This window comes from Pseudobutyrivibrio xylanivorans DSM 14809, from assembly GCF_900141825.1.
Classification (GTDB): domain Bacteria; phylum Bacillota; class Clostridia; order Lachnospirales; family Lachnospiraceae; genus Pseudobutyrivibrio; species Pseudobutyrivibrio xylanivorans.
Window position 1 is genome coordinate 97,709 of record NZ_FQYQ01000006.1, and the last position, 19,023, is coordinate 116,731.

17 protein-coding genes are annotated in these 19,023 nt (G+C 37.8%); 1 reads left to right on the forward strand and 16 read right to left on the reverse strand.

Translation table 11 applies throughout. The annotated features are described in order from the left end of the window. The 11 genes from BUA88_RS06275 to BUA88_RS06325 form a co-directional block, all read right to left on the reverse strand. The gene (locus tag BUA88_RS06275) at positions 1-1,614 is read right to left on the reverse strand and encodes a hypothetical protein (RefSeq protein ID WP_072914435.1); all 1,614 of its coding nucleotides are present in this window, start codon (positions 1,612-1,614) and stop codon (positions 1-3) included. 246 nt (positions 1,615-1,860) lie between these two features. Beyond that, positions 1,861-2,166: a flagellar hook-basal body complex protein FliE gene (gene fliE, locus BUA88_RS06280; protein WP_072914440.1), complete on the reverse strand. Its 306-nt coding sequence runs from the start codon at positions 2,164-2,166 to the stop codon at positions 1,861-1,863. Positions 2,167-2,195: 29 nt separating this feature from the next. Continuing rightward, on the reverse strand, positions 2,196-2,651 hold the full coding sequence (gene flgC / locus BUA88_RS06285; RefSeq protein ID WP_072914444.1) for a flagellar basal body rod protein FlgC: 456 nt from the start codon (positions 2,649-2,651) through the stop codon (positions 2,196-2,198). 22 nt (positions 2,652-2,673) lie between these two features. Further along, positions 2,674-3,072, reverse strand: a complete 399-nt coding sequence (flgB, locus tag BUA88_RS06290; protein WP_072914448.1) for a flagellar basal body rod protein FlgB — start codon at positions 3,070-3,072, stop codon at positions 2,674-2,676. A 178-nt stretch (positions 3,073-3,250) separates the two neighbouring features. Continuing rightward, positions 3,251-4,027: a GTP-sensing pleiotropic transcriptional regulator CodY gene (codY, locus tag BUA88_RS06295; protein ID WP_072914451.1), complete on the reverse strand. Its 777-nt coding sequence runs from the start codon at positions 4,025-4,027 to the stop codon at positions 3,251-3,253. A gap of 150 nt (positions 4,028-4,177) precedes the next feature. Further along, complete coding sequence (gene topA, locus BUA88_RS06300; RefSeq protein WP_072914455.1) at positions 4,178-6,247, reverse strand: type I DNA topoisomerase; 2,070 nt, start codon at positions 6,245-6,247, stop codon at positions 4,178-4,180. A 143-nt stretch (positions 6,248-6,390) separates the two neighbouring features. Further along, the gene (dprA, locus tag BUA88_RS06305; protein ID WP_083572421.1) at positions 6,391-7,488 is read right to left on the reverse strand and encodes a DNA-processing protein DprA; all 1,098 of its coding nucleotides are present in this window, start codon (positions 7,486-7,488) and stop codon (positions 6,391-6,393) included. 1 nt (position 7,489) lies between these two features. Further along, a complete protein-coding gene (locus BUA88_RS06310) occupies positions 7,490-9,019 on the reverse strand; it encodes a YifB family Mg chelatase-like AAA ATPase (protein ID WP_072914458.1) in 1,530 nt (509 codons plus the stop codon). A 92-nt stretch (positions 9,020-9,111) separates the two neighbouring features. Next, the gene (gene trpS, locus BUA88_RS06315; RefSeq protein ID WP_072914462.1) at positions 9,112-10,119 is read right to left on the reverse strand and encodes a tryptophan--tRNA ligase; all 1,008 of its coding nucleotides are present in this window, start codon (positions 10,117-10,119) and stop codon (positions 9,112-9,114) included. Positions 10,120-10,134: 15 nt separating this feature from the next. Next, entirely contained in the window at positions 10,135-10,671 is a 537-nt protein-coding gene (locus BUA88_RS06320) for a DUF5662 family protein (protein WP_072914466.1), read from the reverse strand. A 15-nt stretch (positions 10,672-10,686) separates the two neighbouring features. Beyond that, positions 10,687-12,540: an alpha-amylase family glycosyl hydrolase gene (locus tag BUA88_RS06325; protein ID WP_072914469.1), complete on the reverse strand. Its 1,854-nt coding sequence runs from the start codon at positions 12,538-12,540 to the stop codon at positions 10,687-10,689. Between the two features lie 130 nt (positions 12,541-12,670). Between BUA88_RS06325 and BUA88_RS06330 the strand changes: the two genes are divergently transcribed. Further along, positions 12,671-12,979, forward strand: coding sequence for a DUF1292 domain-containing protein (locus BUA88_RS06330; protein ID WP_028246912.1), 309 nt, complete (start codon positions 12,671-12,673; stop codon positions 12,977-12,979). 2 nt (positions 12,980-12,981) lie between these two features. Here the strand turns inward: BUA88_RS06330 and BUA88_RS06335 are convergent, their stop codons facing one another. The 5 genes from BUA88_RS06335 to BUA88_RS06355 all read right to left on the reverse strand — a co-directional run bounded on the left by BUA88_RS06335 (position 12,982) and on the right by BUA88_RS06355 (position 18,996). Beyond that, positions 12,982-14,679 (reverse strand): ATP-dependent helicase, encoded by a 1,698-nt coding sequence (locus BUA88_RS06335; protein ID WP_072914473.1) that lies wholly within the window; start codon positions 14,677-14,679, stop codon positions 12,982-12,984. A 58-nt stretch (positions 14,680-14,737) separates the two neighbouring features. Then, complete coding sequence (gene gltX / locus BUA88_RS06340; RefSeq protein WP_072914477.1) at positions 14,738-16,186, reverse strand: glutamate--tRNA ligase; 1,449 nt, start codon at positions 16,184-16,186, stop codon at positions 14,738-14,740. 99 nt (positions 16,187-16,285) lie between these two features. Next, positions 16,286-17,587: a carbohydrate-binding domain-containing protein gene (locus tag BUA88_RS06345; RefSeq protein ID WP_072914481.1), complete on the reverse strand. Its 1,302-nt coding sequence runs from the start codon at positions 17,585-17,587 to the stop codon at positions 16,286-16,288. A gap of 1 nt (position 17,588) precedes the next feature. Next, positions 17,589-18,278 carry a DUF4956 domain-containing protein gene (locus BUA88_RS06350; protein WP_083572422.1) on the reverse strand — a complete coding sequence of 230 codons (690 nt, stop codon included), beginning with the start codon at positions 18,276-18,278 and terminating at the stop codon, positions 17,589-17,591. Between the two features lie 22 nt (positions 18,279-18,300). Beyond that, positions 18,301-18,996, reverse strand: a complete 696-nt coding sequence (locus BUA88_RS06355; protein ID WP_072914486.1) for a polyphosphate polymerase domain-containing protein — start codon at positions 18,994-18,996, stop codon at positions 18,301-18,303. Between the last annotated feature and the right edge of the window lie 27 nt (positions 18,997-19,023).

The window sequence follows — 19,023 nt, forward strand, 5'->3', positions numbered from 1 at the left end:
TTATCCCCAATCCTCGTTTAACCAATTTCTCAGAAGCTGAGCAACAGCCTCTGGTTTCTCATCCACAAACTTTTCAATAAGTATGCGTGCTTCTGATTTCTCTGTGTACCCAATATCTTCAAGCTCCTCCTCCTCTTCCTGAGCAGTTGAAGCAATAAGATCATCAATAGTAAGCTCCTGTTCCACAGGCTCCTCTTCTTCAGTCTTAAGACTTCTAAATACAACAAAGCCAAGCATTGCAAAGATAAGAGCTGCAAGTACAATCTGAATGATATCTGTCACTGAGATTGGTGGTCCTTCAGAATACTGGAACATTGGAATCTCATAAGCCACAACCTTTACATTGGCAGATGGGAAACCAGTAGTTCTGGCAACAACCTCTATAATGTCATCTGAAACCTCCTGCTGAACAGGATTTGAATTTGCTTTTACGAATTCGTCAAAGGTCTGTCCTGCTTCTTCTAAGGTTCCATCCTTTTCCATCTTATCTTCATTGTAAATTGCAAATTTCTTGCAGGTTACAGAAATTGAAGAATCCTCTAAGCTCTGTTTACCTATCTCATCCTTATGAGTTGTAATCCTTTCATCTGGGAGATAATCCTTCTCAAAATCCTCTGTAGATGCCTGAGTCTGGTTTTCATCTTCTATTACATATGTGGTATCATCATCATTAGAATCAGTTCCTGGTACGCCACCGCTACCACCAACAGAACTAGAGCTTGAGCCCTTTTCCCAATCAAGATAGCCCTCTGTACGTCCTTCATCTACTGAATAATCGTAGTTTACATAGCTATTTTCATCAAAGCTCATAGAAAGATTGACGCCGACAGAAACAGAATCATAAAGATTTGTTCCCTCAAGAACAGTCTGAACACGTTTCACAATCTCTTCTCTAGCTTTATCCCTGGCATCCTGATTAGCTGAAGCGGAAGCTCCTGCTGTTCCAGCTTTTGCATTTGGATACAATAGATTTCCTTCTGTATCCATGATTGTGATGTTATCGGTTGTTTCATTAGCTAGGTTCGTAGCTAAATGCCTTGCCATACCTTCTATAGTTTCTTCTGTTATAGGTGAATTTAGAGTAAGAATTACCGAAGACCATCCCGGCTGATTTTGGGCGATAAGAGTACCATCATCCTCTGGTATATTAAGAGTAACTCTTGCCTTATCAACCATCTCAAAGGCCTCAAGATCAGAAGCAAACTGCTCCTCTAAAACCTTTTTGTATTTTTTTTGCTTGTCTGCTTCGGTAGATGAAAAACCACCATCGAAAACGTCATCTAAAGAGTATTTTGATGTAGGAATTTCATTAGAGCCAAGAAGAACATTGGCACGACCTTCATCCTTCTCATCAATGAAGAATGTAAATCCATCCGGAGATGTCTCGTAACCAATCTTTTCTTCTTCAAGAAGTTCTTTAACGGCAGCAGCCTGCTTACCATCCTCGCATGCTACCAGCTGAATCATTGTAGGCCTTGTAATTACAAAAGCCAAAATAGCAAAAGACACAATAACAACAGCAGTAATTGAAATGATCAATATCTGCTGTCGTTTTGTAAACTTTCTCCACCACTCTAAAAGTCTGTTTAAAATAGCCTGAATTTGTTCTGGCATAGACTCTCTCCCCTACAACACATTAAAAAATACCATTCTCCAAAATTACCATAAAACTATTCCCAGATGCCTTCACCGCATTCATAATGGAAGTCTTTCAGACTTCTTTACCGGCACTTCGTGCCTAACATTATTCATGTGGGTGAAGCCACTGATTCCAGTTTAGAAATATTTAATGATAATTCTTTTATAAGCAAGCTTAACAAGAATATATCCTTAAATATTTCTATCTGTGAATAGTAGCATTTAGACCTGCATCTGCATTATCTGCTGATAAGCATCAAGAATTCTATCTCTTACTGCTACAGTGTACTGCAGTGCAGTATTTGCCTTCTTTTCTGCAATCATTAAATCGTGCGTGTTATCAGATTCTCCTAGCTGCAACGCAATCTGCTCACGATTTACATTCTTTTGTAGGGCATTAGTCTCCTCTAATAACCCCATAGCCGAATCAAGCATGCTCTGGAAACCTGTTGTAGCATCTACCTTGGGAGTTCTTACGTCTTTTACAGGAGTTCCACCGTATAAACTCTGAAGTGAAGCAATATCCATAGCTATCCCCCGTCATATTCTACAATCATTTATCGCTGACCAATCTGAATACCATATCCAGCCATAGATTTTATGGCATTGAATGCTGTTACGTTAGCCTCATAAGAACGGCTTGCATCAATAAGATTTGTCATTTCAGTAACTGTATTAACATTAGGGTATCTAACATACCCGTTCTCGTCTGCATCAGGATGAGATGGATCATATTCCATAATAAAATCTGTTTCTGTGTCCTCAGAAACCTTGCTGACCTTTACACCGTTGCCGTAATAATGTAGCTGTTTATCCTTTAATATGTTTCTAAAGTTTGGTATGCCGGAATGATAATTCTTTTCCTTAAAGGTAACAATCTTTCTTCTGTATGGACCACCATTTTCAGTTCTTGTCGTACTTACATTTGCAATATTCTCAGCAATAATATCCATACGAAAACGCTGAGCTGTCATTCCTGTAGCGCAGATATCAAAAGGTTGAAATAATCCCATACGCACCTCCTAATAGAACTCACTATTTGCTACAAACAATTGAAAATCTTTCGAATTCGTTTGATATGCTTGTGGTGTACGCTTGATAACGAAGTGTTTCTGAGGCAAGCTCAACATTCTCTGTATCCGGATCAACGTTATTTCGATCCAATCTGTAAGAGAATGTCTCGTAATCAATGTACTCAAAGCCGTCAACATGATTGCCATTATCATCAAGCTTGTTGACAGCTCTGTCCAGAGTCCTTTCATGGGTTCCCAACAATTCCTTTTTCAAGACACTTGCAAATTCAATATCTTTTCTCTTATAACCAGGAGTATCTTCATTGGCTAAATTATTCAGTATGAGTGTCTGTCTGCGCCAGCTGGCATCAGCAGCACAATCAAGAGCATTTACGTAAGAAAAAGCATCTGACATAATCATAGCAACACACCTCCTAGATTACTTTTAACTAAATTATAAAAGAAGTTATCTGAAAAACAAAGCATTTTTACTATATATTGTGTAAAATCGCCATTTTTTAACAATTTGTACACAAAAAGGACTTAAGTATTTCTTAAGTCCTTTTACTACATCAATCCATTTATATAAAACTAATGAATTATTTATTCTTCTTAATTTCCTCAAGCTCATCAAATACAACATCGTTAAGGACCTTAATATATGTGCCCTTCATACCTGATGAACGAGACTCGATAACACCTGCTGACTCAAACTTACGAAGAGCATTAACGATAACAGATCTTGTTATACCTACTCTATCGGCAATTTTCGATGCAACCAACACCCCTTCATTACCATCCAATTCATCAAAGATGTGAATGATTGCTTCAAGCTCTGAGTATGAAAGTGTTGAAATAGCACTCTTAACAACCTGGAGCTTACGATTCTCTTCTGCAGATTCCTCGTTAACTGAACGCATCATCTCAAGACCAACTACTGTTGTACCGTACTCTGTAAGAATGATATCGTCAATATCGTACTGCTTGTCAAATCTGTAAACGAAAAGTGTTCCAAGACGCTCGCCAGCAATATCAATAGGTGCGATAATTGCAGAATACATATCAATATCAGTCTTTTCAAAGCCAAGAGTTTTAAGATTTACATTTTCTTTAGTTGAAAGAATAGAAAGTAATCTCTCATTTAATAGTGGATCGATAAATCCACCAACCTCATCAACGATAAGCTCACCGATTTCTGTTGTGTTTGGAAGGTGCGAAAGACCAAGAACCTTTCCCTTCTTAGAAATAACAAGTACAGAAGAATCAAGGATTTCTGTCAATACTGAACAAATATCATTAAAGACAACCTTTGATGAATTATTGTTGTGAAGAAGCTTTCCAATCTTTCTAGTCTTGTCTAATAACTGTACACTCATTTAAATATATTCCTCCTAAATAAAACAAAATGCAAACCTTTCATAGCACCTGTTTCCCCTGACTTCTGAAGTCAATTCTGAATTGTTCAAATTATAGCACTGATTCAGTTAAATTTCAATTAATTTCAGAATATTTTAACTATTCACGTATTAATTTTGACTCTGGACAAATCTGCACTCGTCATTACCACAAACAAGCTTATTGCCCTTCTCAACCATGTATGTGCCACACTTTGGACATTTAACAGTTGTAGGCTTTGACCAGCTAATGAAATCACACTCTGGGTGATTAGCGCAGCCAAAGAACTTTCTGCCTTTTTGAGATTTTCTAATTACAACATCTCCACCACACTTTGGACAAGGAACTCCTATTTTCTCCAAGAATGGTTTTGTATTACGACACTCAGGGAATCCTGGACATGCCAAGAACTTTCCATGAGGCCCAAACTTGATTACCATGTTTCTTCCGCATTCCTCACAGATAACATCAGTAACCTCATCATGAATTTCAATCTTTGCAAGCTCTTCCTCGGCAATTTTAACTGCCTTTTCCAAATCTGGATAGAAGTTTCTAACAACAGACTTCCATTCAACTGTGCCCTCTTCAACGCCGTCCAAAAGAAGCTCTAAATTTGCAGTGAACTTATCATCAACAATAATTGGGAAAGAATCAACCATAATTGAGTTAACTACTTCACCAAGCTCGGTAACGAAAAGGTTCTTAGCTTCCTTTGTAATATAATGTCTCTTTAAAAGAGTTGTAATTGTAGGCGAATATGTACTAGGTCTACCAATTCCAAGCTCCTCTAAAGTCTTAACCAATGATGCCTCAGTAAAATGTGGCGATGGCTGGGTAAAATGCTGCTTCTCCTCAAAGCTGTCGAAGGAAAGCTTTGTTTCCTCTGTAAGCTTTGCAAGTGGGTGAGTCTTTGAATCTTCCTCATCATCCGCAGCTGTATAAATCATCATAAAACCATCAAAGTTGATTGATGATTCAGATGCTGTAAACACCTGGTCTTTAGCTGAAACGCTAAGTGATACTGTATCATAAAGTGCATTAGCCATCTGGCTTGCAACAAAGCGCTTCCAAACAAGCTGATACAATCTATACTGATCACGTGTAAGGCTTTCTTTTATCTCTGAAGGTATAAGTTCTATGTTTGCTGGACGAATAGCTTCGTGAGCATCCTGAACTTTACTATTGTTCTTCTTTGTATTTCCTGCTGTTTCTGATAAATATTTATCGCCATAGTTTGAAGAAATAAATTCTTCTGCAGCTGCCTTAGCTTCATCAGAAACACGTGTAGAATCAGTACGAAGATATGTGATAAGACCAACTGTACCGTGGCCCTTTACACTAACACCTTCATAAAGCTGCTGCGCAACACTCATAGTCTTTTGAATTGAAAAATTCAAAGCCTTTGATGCTTCCTGTTGCATAGTTGATGTTGTGAAAGGAAGTGGTGCCTTCTTTTCACGAGTACCTCTCTTAATTGAAGCAATTTTAAAATCTGCTCCATTAAGCTCTGCCATTATCTTATCAAGGCTTTCCTTATCGGAAATATCCTTCTTTCCAGACTTGTCACCATAATACTTGGCAACAATAGGCTTCTTAGAACCTGGTGTATTTAAAAGTACATCAAGTGTGTAATATTCCTGAGGAATAAATTGTTCGATTTCTTTTTCTCTGTCGCAGATAATTCTAAGAGCAACAGACTGAACACGTCCAGCAGAGAGACCTCTTTTAACCTTGGCCCAAAGAAGTGGCGAGATTTCATAACCTACCATTCTGTCAAGCATACGACGTGCCTGCTGTGCATCAACCAAATCCATGTCAATCTCTCGAGGATTCTTAAGTGAATTTTTGACAGCAGTCTTTGTAATTTCATTAAAGGTAATACGATATACCTTCTTGTCCTGTAAATTGAGTGCGTGAGTAAGATGCCAAGAGATAGCTTCCCCCTCACGGTCGGGATCAGTTGCGAGAAATATTTTGTCTGCCTTCTTCACTTCTTTACGAAGTGCTGCAAGTAACTCGCCCTTTCCTCTAATTGTTATATATTTAGGTTCAAAATCATTTTCAGGATCAAATCCCAGCTGAGACTTTGGCATATCCCTAACATGTCCCTGAGAAGCCATTACCTCATAATTGCTTCCTAAAAACTTCTTAATGGTATGCACCTTTGCTGGCGACTCTACGATAACCAGATTTTTTGCCATAGAAACTCCATCTCCATATTCTAGTTTCGCTTCAAAATTATATTGAAACGTTACTCACTATACAACATTAAATTTCTATTTTCAAGAAAAACTTTAATTATTGACAGAACATTCAAATCTTCATTACAAAAACCGATACCAAATTAACTTTGTTTTATATAATTATTTTTGAAGGCCTCCGCCAACAATCCCATACGCTCCAAGGTAAGTACATTGGCCAAAAGCTCCAGATAGTCCATTCCAGATTCTTCCAATACCGTAGACAAATTCTTAGGGTATAAATCAAAATAATTATATATTTTAAGTAACTCAGGCTCTAAATTTTTTACGCCATTAATTTTTTTCTTTTTGCTATGTATTGTCATTTTGCCATGAGACTCAGAAAGCTCGCTTACAAACTGATTAATATCCCATATAACTCCTGCACCTTGTGAAATCAATTTATTACATCCAGATGATAAGGAATCTCCCACACGACCAGGAATAACATAAATATCTTTTCCCTGTTCCAATGCAAAATCTGCGGTAATCAAAGAACCGGACTTTTCTCGCGCTTCTACAACAATCACAATGTCCGATAAAGCAGAAACAATTCGATTTCGCCTAGGAAAATTCATAGCCACAGGATTTGTACCAAGCTGATATTCAGATATAATTGCACCATTTTTTGATATTTCTTCATATAATAAATGGTTCTCAGGAGGGTAAATAACATCACAGCCGCATCCAAGCACTGCAACAGTTTTTCCTCCCGCATTAAGACAGCCCTTATGGCCATACGAATCCACCCCTCTGGCCATCCCACTGATTACAGTAAAACCTTCTGCTCCAAGAGCCTGACCTAATTCTTCAGCCATCTTTTTGCCATATGCACTACATCTTCGTGCACCTACAATTGACACACAATTACTAAAATCAGGCAAGTCTCCTAAATAATAAAATCCGTATGGAGTATCATAAATATTTCTAAGCTTTTCCGGATAATCTCTGCCTTCTACAGTAGAAAAAGAAAATGGAGTTCGGGTAAATTTTTCATATTCCATATCCAAATCAAATTTAGATCTATTTGCTATGAATCTGTCAATTGCCTTCTCTTCTAACAATCCACTACCAAGCAAAGCACGTTTACTGGCCGTGTATAAATTATATGCATCATAAAAATAATCTATAAGCTTAACCTTTTTACTATATGAAATATCCTCATTGGAAAGGAACCAGTGCTGATATACTATCTCATTCATGCTATCCCTCCTCCCAATATTTCTTTTCCAAACCACGATATAAAATCGCTTCCTGTAAATGAATTAATCCAATATCGGCACATCCCGCCATATCTGCTATTGTTCTGGCTACTTTTAAAACCTTGTGATATGTCCTTGCTGTCAAAGAATACTTTTCATACATGTCTTCCATGTAATTCAATTCCTCTTCCCCTAAAGGACAAAATTTTTCTATTAAATTGCTGGGAATCTGGCTATTGTATCTAAATCCATAATCACTATATCTTTGGCGCTGTATTTCATGAGCTTTTATTACTCTGACTCTTATGTCAGCTGAAGACTCATTATTCTGCTTTTTATTGAGCATTCCAAAATTCAACGTAGGGGCCTCAGCACAAATATCTATTCTATCTAACAGAGGCTGAGAAATTTTATTTAAATAACGCTGTATAGACAGTCTTGTACAATGGCATTTATTTAAATCCGGATAATAGCCACATGAACAGGGATTCATAGCTGCTACCAGCACAAAATCTGCCGGAAAAGTGAAGCTTCCCTGTGCTCTGGCAATATTAACCCTCTTATCCTCTAATGGCTGTCTTAGAATTTCGAGGGTACTCTTGCTAAACTCTGTAAGCTCATCCAAAAACAGCACTCCACCATGGGCGAGTGATATCTCTCCAGGCTTTGGAATATGACCTCCGCCCACCAATCCTTGTGCAGAAATTGTATGATGTGGGCTTCTAAATGGCCTGTTTGTAATGAGACCCATTCGTTCATCAAACATGCCTGAAACAGAATAGATTTTTGATAACTCCATCTGCTCATCAGAATCCATAGGAGGTAAGATTGATGGAATACACTTTGAAATCATTGATTTTCCGGCTCCTGGAGGACCAACCATAAGTAAATTGTGCATTCCTGAAATAGCAACCTCACATGCACGCCTCAGAGCCTGCTGTCCATTAATCATTGAAAAATCATAAGCTTCCTCTTTCACTTTGCTGGGAATATCAATGCTTAGATTATTCATTTCAAAACGTCCCTGGTTTAATAAATCAATAACATCTTTTAGCTGACTTACACCAATTGTGATGATATCTGGAACCAGTCTTGCTTCCATTAAATTGTCTTCAGGAACGATAACAACATCTATATTATTCTTTTTCGCTTCTATCACCATGGATAACACACCGTTTACCGGCTGAATTTTGCCGTCTAAGGCTATTTCTCCACACACGCATACATTTTCCAGGCCATCACAGTTAATTATGCCTATAGCCGATAAAATAGCCACAGCGATAGGTAAATCAAATCCTGCTCCGGTTTTTCTAATACTTGCTGGGGATAAATTAACGGTGATTCGCTTAATAGGAAGTGCATAGCCTTCATTTTTAAGAGCCGCTCTAACACGCTCTCTAGCTTCTTTCACCTCTGATGAAAGGTATCCAACCATATCAAACATAGGCATACCTTCAGATATATCTGCTTCTACAGATATAATTTTTGAATCGATACCATAAATGGTAGCGGTTTTAACAATACTATACAATTAATCTCCTGTGGGATTATGTTTAGATGTAAAGAAAAAAAGACAGGAGTTATAATAACACACTCCTATCTTTAAATCAATTAACTTTATAACTATCTAATTCTTTCTGTTAGACCAAGCTTCTTGTGAACCTTGCGTAATGTCTTGTTAGCGAAATAAGATGCCTTCTCAGCGTTTTCCTTAATGCACTCATCGATGAAAGTCTTATCCTTCTCAAGTTCTGCGCAACGCTGGTGGAATGGATCCAACATATCAGCTACTGACTCACCAACCGCAAGCTTGAAGTCTCCATAGCCCTTGCCATCAAACTCTTTTGCGATTTCATCCATGGACTTTCCTGTAACAACACCGTAAATCTCCATAAGGTTTGATACACCAGGCTTGTTCTCAGTATCATAACGAACCTCAGCATCAGAATCTGTAACCGCCTTTTTAAACTTACGGATAATAGTGTCTCTGTCATCAACAAGATAAATTGTAGCATTAGTATTCTCATCAGACTTAGACATCTTCTTTGTAGGCTCAGCAAGTGACATAATTCTTGCTCCAGTCTTAGGGAAATATCCCTCTGGAATAGTGAATACATCACCATAGATGTTGTTAAAACGCTCAGCTACGTCACGGCAAATCTCAAGATGCTGCTTCTGATCTGCTCCAATTGGCACAAGATCAGACTGATATAAAAGAATATCAGCAGCCATGAGGGCTGGGTATGTAAATAAACCTGCATTGATATTATCAGCATGTTTAGCAGATTTGTCCTTGAACTGGGTCATACGGTTAAGCTCACCCATGTATGTGAAACAATCTAAAACCCATCCAAGTTCAGCGTGTGCTGGCACATGTGACTGAAAGTAGATGCAGTTCTTCTTTGGATCAAGACCAGCTGCTACATACTGTGTGTAGATACGTCTCGCATTCTGTCTAAACTCTGTAGGATTCTGTCTAACTGTGAGGGAATGTAAATCCATTACACCAAAGAAGCAATCATACTCCTCATGTAAATTAACCCAATTCTTAAGTGCTCCAATATAGTTTCCAATGGTAAGCTTACCTGTGGCCTGCATACCTGAATATAATACTTTTCTTTCTTTTTCCATAATTATGTCTCCGATTTATTTTTTATTCTTTAAAATCTCTCTTCTTATGTAGTCATTTGTAGCTTCCTCACCATACTCCGCAAGATGTGTAAGTAGCTTTTCCAAAAGATTTGCAGTGTTTACGTGCATCATGTATTTGCCCTTACCCTTTTCAAAGTATTCAAGAGCACTTCTATCAGTATATGCATCTTTCTGATAATTCTTGCATGCTGCAACTCTGTCGCAATACATTTCTACTACATAATTGACTGGCATTTCCATTCCTGTCATGCCATGATGTTCATCTAAACCATAATCTATCCAATATTCAAAGTGGTGTTTGTTACGTCCTTTGTGATGAAGCCATGCAAGCGATACACCTGTATCCTCTCTTTCTGCATTATTAGGACTCTTATCACCCTGATAATACTTAGCGCCAACAGAAAATTCTGTCCATGAATATTTGGAAAGATCGTGTAGAAGCCCCTGCTTGTACAAGCCTACAGCAAAGCACCCCTTCATAACTAAATGTCTGTGATGAGTAATTGTTTTAAAATGTTCCCACGCCTTCATGAAAAACTCCTAGCTTTATTTCTTTTCTGGTTTAATTCCAACAAGTACAGAAATGGAATTACCAGGTACATTTATTGATTGCTGATCATGAATTGGCTTAGGCGAAAAATCACTCTTATCATCAAACTCGGCTGTGTTAAAGCAAAGACGCCATCGCTTTCCAGGCGCTAAAAGTGGCAATGCCATATCCACACTGTCATAATGGAAGTTGTAACAAACAAAAACATCTTCCTTTTCATTAGCATAAGCGCCATTATAAAGAACACCCAATGCCTTCTGTTCTTCTCCGATACTCATCATCCAAGGTTCTGAACCATGGAACGACATATCAGGAAGCCCAAGATGTTTGTAATCGTTCATATAGAACGGAGTCTCTCCTCTGAGACACTTGTGATGTTTTCTAAAGGCAATAAGCTCCATAACAAACTTCTGTAATGTATTCTTGGATTTATTTTTGGCAAACATAGTGTAACCAATCTTGTTATCCTGACAATATGGATTATTATTACCCTCATGTGTAGCCGCCATCTCATCTGCAGCAACTATAAGTGGAACACTCTGAGACATGAAAAGAGCTGTAAATGCATTTCTCATTTCTCTAAAGCGGTTTGAATTAATTATTTTATTTGTTGTCTTTCCTTCTATACCATAGTTGAAGGAATAATTGTTATTTGTACCGTCACGATTATCTTCACCGTTTTCCTGGTTATGTTTTTCTCCGTAAGAATATGAATCCCAAAGGGAAAAACCATTTACATTAGCCATGTAATTTACAAAACCATAAGAACCATTTTGTCTACGCATATGATTTGCAAACTGAACCATGCTACCATTCATGTGATTCTGGATCTGACGTGTAACATTCATGAATGAATCATTATAGATAAATAAATGTTTCTTTCCAGACTCCTGGCAAAGAATCTCCTCTGGAATAAATTCATAGAAAATCTTGGTGTCAGCCAGGAATGGTTCTGCCGCAATACGCTCAATTGGAGCATTGCAGCCAACAATATGAAATCCATCTATATGGAAATATTTAACATAATATTTTAAGCATTCTATGTATAGTTCTGAACTAACCTCTGTGGCAAATGAGAACTCCATAATAGCCTCGAATCCATTAGCATGTAACGTACTAACAAGATTTCGCATAGATTCGCATACATTATTAGCACCGCCAAAATACGAAGCCTTAGGTGCAAAGTAATTAGCTAGACCAAAGCCCCAGTAATTAATCTTTCCTGTGTACTCTAATGCCTCGGTAATTCTGCCCTTAGGAGATATAACAGCTTTTGTCTCCAAAAACAACTCCTCAAAATCATACAGAGGCATAAGCTCAATACTGGTAACTCCAAGTTTCTTCAGATAAGAAAGCTTTGAAGTAAGACCTTTATATGTGCCGATTTTAGCTTCTGACATATTAAAACCAGCTGTAAAGCCTCTTAAATGAAGCTTGTATAAAACCATATCTGTAGGAGCTATCTGAACTTTAGTATCCTTCCAGTCCTTATCAATACGTGAAATACCTGAATATACTTTAAACTGGTGCTTCTCTCTAGCAGCAACATCTGCCCATTTATCACGACCTACAACAGCTGTAGCATAAGGGTCTACATAAACCTTACGATCTTCTTTGATGAGATAGCAAATCTCATCTGGATTGATGCCTGAAACTAAAACAGAGTAAACCGCTCCAACAGAATAATCCTTTGAAAGCTCTATTAAATGTAATTGTTTGAATGTGGATTTATCGAATAAAATGATGGAGATTTTCTCGGCAGCAGGCTTCACAGCAAATGTGAAGGTAACTGCATCTCTTCCACTAATTCGTGGACCATATTCCCCAAAATCTCCTCTTGAAATGTTCATAATAAGCCCCGTTTTCTCACGCTTTGTAGAATAAATGACGAAAATATCAAAAAATCACTAGACATCGCCATTGATGAATTATATCATAAGGACAGTTCTTAAACAAATATTATCTTTAAAGGAGTATAGAATGGACGAGAATCAGGTTTTCCCAGTCGATAATGAGGATGATGATGTAGTAGTTACTTTGAATTTAGATGACGGTTCAGAGGTTACATGTGAAATCCTTACAATATTTGATGTAAATGATCAGGACTATATCGTATTGCTTCCACTCGATAAGAACGGTGAGCCAAATGAGGACGGAGAAGTATTCATCTATCGCTATTTCGAAGATGAGACAGGTGCTCCATCCCTTGACAACATCGAGTCTGATGAAGAATATGAGGCAGTATCTAAGCGTTTTGATGAAATCTGCGATGAAGATTTCGGAGAATAATTTTATAACTTCATTTCATCTAAAAATCGGGACTTGTCCCGATTTTTTTTATTTGTATAAGATATATAGAGATTTCGTTTAGTTCTTGTGATTCCCACATAAAACAGTCTTCTCTCTCCCTCCATATCATCTCTGCTTTCTACTTTGTTAGATGGAATAATCCCATCATTTGCAGCCATAATAAACACATTATCAAACTCCAGCCCCTTGCTGGAATGCAAAGTATATAATCCAACCTTTCCGCTCTTATCTATATTAGAATTCTTATTTTCATAATCTATCTTTAGCCTAAGGATATTTAGCTTATCAATAGCCTGACGAATATTCCTACAGTCACGAAATACCTCCGTAATAAAATCAAGAATCTCATAATACTCGATTACCTCAACCTGCTTTACCACTGACTCTTCCATCAAAAAAGTCTCGTAGCCCATAGCTTTCCTAATATAGCTAATAGCAGCCACTGGAGACATTTTTCCAATTAAATCTATATCAGCCCACAAAGCCTCGACAGTTCTGTAATTTTCAGGGTGAATCTTGTAAAAATCAAGCATTGCTTTTTTATTTGCACCGCTTTCCAGCGATTGCCTATGTAGATATCGATTTGGACGATTGAGAATACTAAGTAGTCTTGCCTTGGTAACATTCCCTAGCGCCAGCTGAAAATAAGATTCAATATCTGAAATAATAAAATGCGTATATATATTTGGCATATGCTCCTTTAAATAGAAAGGAATACCTGCATTAACCATTTTATCTACTAAGTACCTTGCATCAGCGTGATTTCGGTATAGAATAGCTATTCCATCATAATGGCCGCCTTCATTATATAGTCTGGTAATATTATCTACCAGCTTTTCCGCCTCTTCCTCTGGCGAATTATACTCATTAACAACAATACTTCCAACGGGAGCTGTGCTCTTAATTATTTTACTAAACCTGCTTTTATTAACCGCAATAAGCCTACCTGCAGCTTCAACTATATTTTGTGGATTTCTATAATTGTAATCGAGAATGATTTTAACAGCATTAGGAAACCTATCTTCGAAATCAAGCATAATCTTTGGATTGGCTCCCCTAAAACCATATATAGACTGGTCATCATCTCCTACACAGAATAAATTATTGGTTTTAGCGGATAACATGCATATAAGTTCAAACTGCAGATTATTCATATCCTGCATCTCATCTACTAAGAAATATGAAAATCTCTCTTGCCATTTTGCCAGTACTTCAGGCTTCTTTACAAAAAGCTTATATGCCTTCGAAAGCATGTCATCAAAATCAACTACATGATATTTTTCTTTCAAAAACTCATATTTCTTAGGAATATCTTCTTCATTTTTCCCTGCTAGATATGTAGCTTCTTTCCAGATTCTCTCCCTCATCTGACCCATTATTATGTCAGAGTTCTTATATCCTAATTCTTTTTGAATAATTGCCCAAAATAAAGAATGGAACGTTCCAAAGGTCACAGAAGCTTTTTCTTCTGATATACCTTCGAAACGTTCCTTCATTTCTATCGCGGCAGCCTTGGTAAATGTAATTACCAAAACCTGATTTGCTGGTATGCCAGAATTAATAAGCTCCTTAACCCTTTGTGTCAAAACTGCTGTTTTGCCACTACCTGGGCCTGCTATAACAAGACAGGGGCCCTCCTTATGGAGAACAGCCTGTCTCTGTGGGGCATTAAGTTTCATAAAACTCCTTTATGCCCAGTATTCAAAGCCAACCAACAAATATTTTTTATAAACCCAATTATGACAGCTTTTCGATAGCTGCCTTGATACGCTTGATAGACTCTTCCTTACCAAGGATTTCCATCAACTCTGTTGCACCACCAGGAGTCATCTGTTTGCCTGAAACAGCTGTACGTACTGGCCAGAGAACGTATCCATTCTTGTATTCGTGCTCTGCAGCAAATCCTGAAAGAAGTGCGTAAAGAGCATCATTTGAGTAATCATCCTGAGCCTCAAGAACTGGTAAAAGCTCCTTGAGAACTGCAAGTGAAGATTCCTCATTTGTCTTCATTTTCTTGTGAGTATACATTGCACTGTCATACTCAGGTACAGCATCAAAGAAATCAACATGATCTTTGATGTCTGGGAAGATTTCGATTCTTGTCTGAACCATCTTTGCAATCTTCTTAAGGTCGTAATCGCCCTTAATGTATTCCTTGAGGTATGGCTCGGCCATCTCGTAGAACTTGTCAAAGTTCATAGCCTTCATGTACTCGCCGTTCATCCACTTAAGCTTTGTGATATCGAATACGGCTGGAGACTTTGAAATACGATGGTAATCGAACTCCTTAACAAGCTCCTCAAGTGAGAAAATCTCATTATCATTTTCTGGTGACCAACCAAGAAGAGCTACGAAGTTAACAACAGCCTCTGTAAGGAAGCCCTGCTCGATTAAATCCTCGTATGAAGAGTGACCTGAACGCTTAGAAAGCTTCTGGTGCTCCTCGTTTGTAATAAGTGGGCAGTGGATGTACTTTGGTACTTCCCAACCAAATGCCTCGTAAAGACGATTGTACTTTGGTGATGAAGAAATGTACTCATTACCACGAACAACGTGTGTGATACCCATAAGGTGATCATCAACAACATTAGCAAAATTGTATGTAGGATATCCATCAGACTTGATAAGAATCATATCATCAAGCTCTGCATTATCTACTGTAATCTCTCCGTAAAGCTCATCTACGAATGTAGTAGTGCCTGTACGTGGATTGTTCTGACGAATAACATAAGGCTTTCCAGCTGCAAGATTTGCCTCTACCTCTTCCTTTGAAAGATTAAGGCAGTGCTTGTCATAGATGTGGATTTCCTTATCACCGATGACCTGTTTGCACTCAGCAAGACGCTCATCATCGCAGAAGCAGTAATATGCCTCTCCTTTTTCGATAAGCTGCTTAGCGTACTTAAGGTAGATACCAGCTGCCTGACGCTCAGACTGAACATATGGGCCAACGCCCTTGTCCTTATCTGGGCCTTCGTCGTGGATAAGACCTGTAGCTGCAAGTGTTCTGTAGATAATATCAACAGCGCCCTCTACAAGACGCTCCTGATCTGTATCTTCTATTCTAAGAAGGAAATCTCCTCCCTCGTGCTTTGCTACTAAATATGCATAAAGAGCTGTACGAAGATTACCAACGTGCATACGACCAGTTGGTGATGGTGCGAAACGTGTTCTTACTTTACTCATTTATATTTCCTCTCAATATCAAAATAAACTAAGGACTGCAAAAATCCGCAGTCCTTAATTATTTTATACCAATTTCTATTTTTTTCAAGTAGTTGATTCTTATAATGAATCATCATTCTGCTGGTTATCAGCGCTGCCCTCTGTGGCTTCTGTTTTTTCACCATTTTCTGGTGGCTCAGGTCTGTTTTCAGGATCAAAGTCCTCTGGAAGGTTATTAGGATCAAAATCCCCATTCTCGCTAGGTCCACCCTGACCTCTCTGGCCACCTGGGCCTGCTTTATCACCCTGGCCACCCATTCCTCCGCCTGAGAATGTGTCGCCAGTTATATTATTATCTCCACCGTTTTCGATGATTGGACTATTGCAACCGCCTGTAGCTGTCACTTTTCCTCCATTAATGATTACAGAAGATTCATCCGCATCTAATGCACCATCAGGCATTCCAGCTCCAGTAGCATTAACAACGCCATCATTTATGGTAAGGCAACCATCAAAACCTCCGTTACTATCTATAGCATCATTATTAGTGCTTTTAACAGTAACTGTTCCTCCATTAATTTCTATGTAGCAGCTGGCATTAATACCATCATCTGCAGAATCTACAGTTATATCTCCTCCATTAATAAATATTAAGCTCTTTGACTCGATACCCTCGTTTTCACTAGTGACGTTAACAGTTCCTCCGTCTATGCTCAAAAGATCATTGGCACGAATTCCATCCTTCACATTTGAAACTACATTTATTGTTCCAGATTCTATATAAAGCTTGTCATCACAGGCAATGCTATGCTTATAATTTCCTGTTACATTAAGAGTCCCCTCTCCTAAAAAGATTAAATCATCGTTGCAAGAAATAGCCGCTTTACCGATATCATTTCCCTCAGCATCTGTTTCGTATTCAGAGGCATCCTCTATTGAATTTGTAGTGCCTGCTGCTGTTTCAATATACAGATTTTTAACCTGCTGGCCATAAATCACTGGGCCTTTTGCACTCTTCAATTCCACTCCATTAAGAATCAGCTTTACATTTTCATCAGTATTGATAAGAATAGATGCATTATCGCTGGTGCCTGTCAGTGTGTAGGCACCGCCCTCTGTGATATATAAAACATCATCCTCATTAGAGCATCCACTTCCGTCTATAGTCATTCCATCAGATGAAAATGTAACAGTAGCTTTACTATCCCAGTCGGTCTTAATAGTCAGCTCTTTGTAGGCAGCTGATGCAGATGCAGCATCACTATAAGCTGTATCTGAAGATACCTCTTCTGTGGTGACTGTAGTTTCTGTCTGTTCCTCTGATTTTGCTGAAGTAGCTGTATTAGTTTTATTAAAACTGCAGCCAACTAGAGAACCAACAAGTAATAAACCCAAAATACTAATTACAATTTTGTTTTTCATATTATAATTCCTCTGCTTCGTTCATATCACAACGACCACATACAACTGTAAGATTTCCGTTTCTCATTCGGATTTCATCGATGAATGATTTTTCCTGCTTTTCATCATTTAATTTTATCCTATAATTGATTTCATACATAGAGCCCATATTTGTAGTCTTTACTGCTACCTGCTTATAGCTCTTTGTATATCTCTCAAAAATATCATCGAATATATCGCTATAATCAAGATTTTCTGGAATTGTTACCCTAAGGTCCTTTTCATCCACATCATTTGCCGCAAAGTTTGTATAGTAAAGGACCATATGAATTGCACAAATAAATGCTGTTACCAAAAGTGCCAGTGGCAATTCTCCAATTGCACAAATAATACCTACTGTCATTGTAAAGAAAATAAATCCAATGTCCCGGGAGCTTCCCTGAAGGGATCTAAATCTAACCAGTGAAAAGGCTCCAACAACTGCAAGACTTGTTCCGAAATTTCCATTAACTGCCAACATTACAAGGCAAACCAAACTAGGTAAAATGATAAGTGTTCTTGCAAAATTCTTTGAGTTCTTTCCTGTTTTAATATACGTAAATGAAATAATAAGTCCTAAAATTGCTGCAAGACCTGCATCCATTAATGCGTCTGCGATTGTAAATGTTGTCTCCACATTTGTACTTTGAATTGCTGATAAAATCGATTCCATATTTTAAAATTTACTCCTTTTCTTACGCTTCCTTTAATTGCTTCTTATAAAAATTTCCATATTTTGAAAATGATGTTGGATATATCTCATACCTTGATAGTAATCTTACAAACCACAAAGGCATTGAATCTGATATTTTAACTTCCATTAATCTTTGACCTGGCTCTAATAGATACTCATTATCCTCATCACTGTACAAGGTCAGGTTGTAATCCCTGCCTCTTATGTTCATATCAAAAGTAACTCGAAATTCTGAATCCTCTTTTCCAAACAATGCCAGTCTGTCATAAGCTATGTATCTTTTAGGTTCTAGAGGATAATGGCTAAAGAAATAATCTATCTCTCTAAAAATCTGATTAGGATTCGTTGGTAATACTCCATCAATCAGGTAGCTTTCTGCCTCTTCCATTGGAATTGCTACTCGCCTCTTATTAACCAGACCCTTGTATTTTTTCTTTATTTCCAGAAAACACATACTATCGTAGGATGGCTTTCCGTAACAGCGAACTCTGAATTTCTCTTTGTACTTTGGTCCCTCTATTGATGTTCTTATAAGTTCATCCGTTGGTGTGTCATAATAAATATTTCTAATAGTATGGATTCCGTAATTATCTTCCTCCATATATTCATCCAAATCTTTCTTAAATTTCAGATAAGTATTTTCATCTAGTAGAAATTTCTTTTCGTATCTGTTAAATACTTTTTGAATCTCAGCCATGCTTTGGTTCCTTTCTGTGTGATTTGT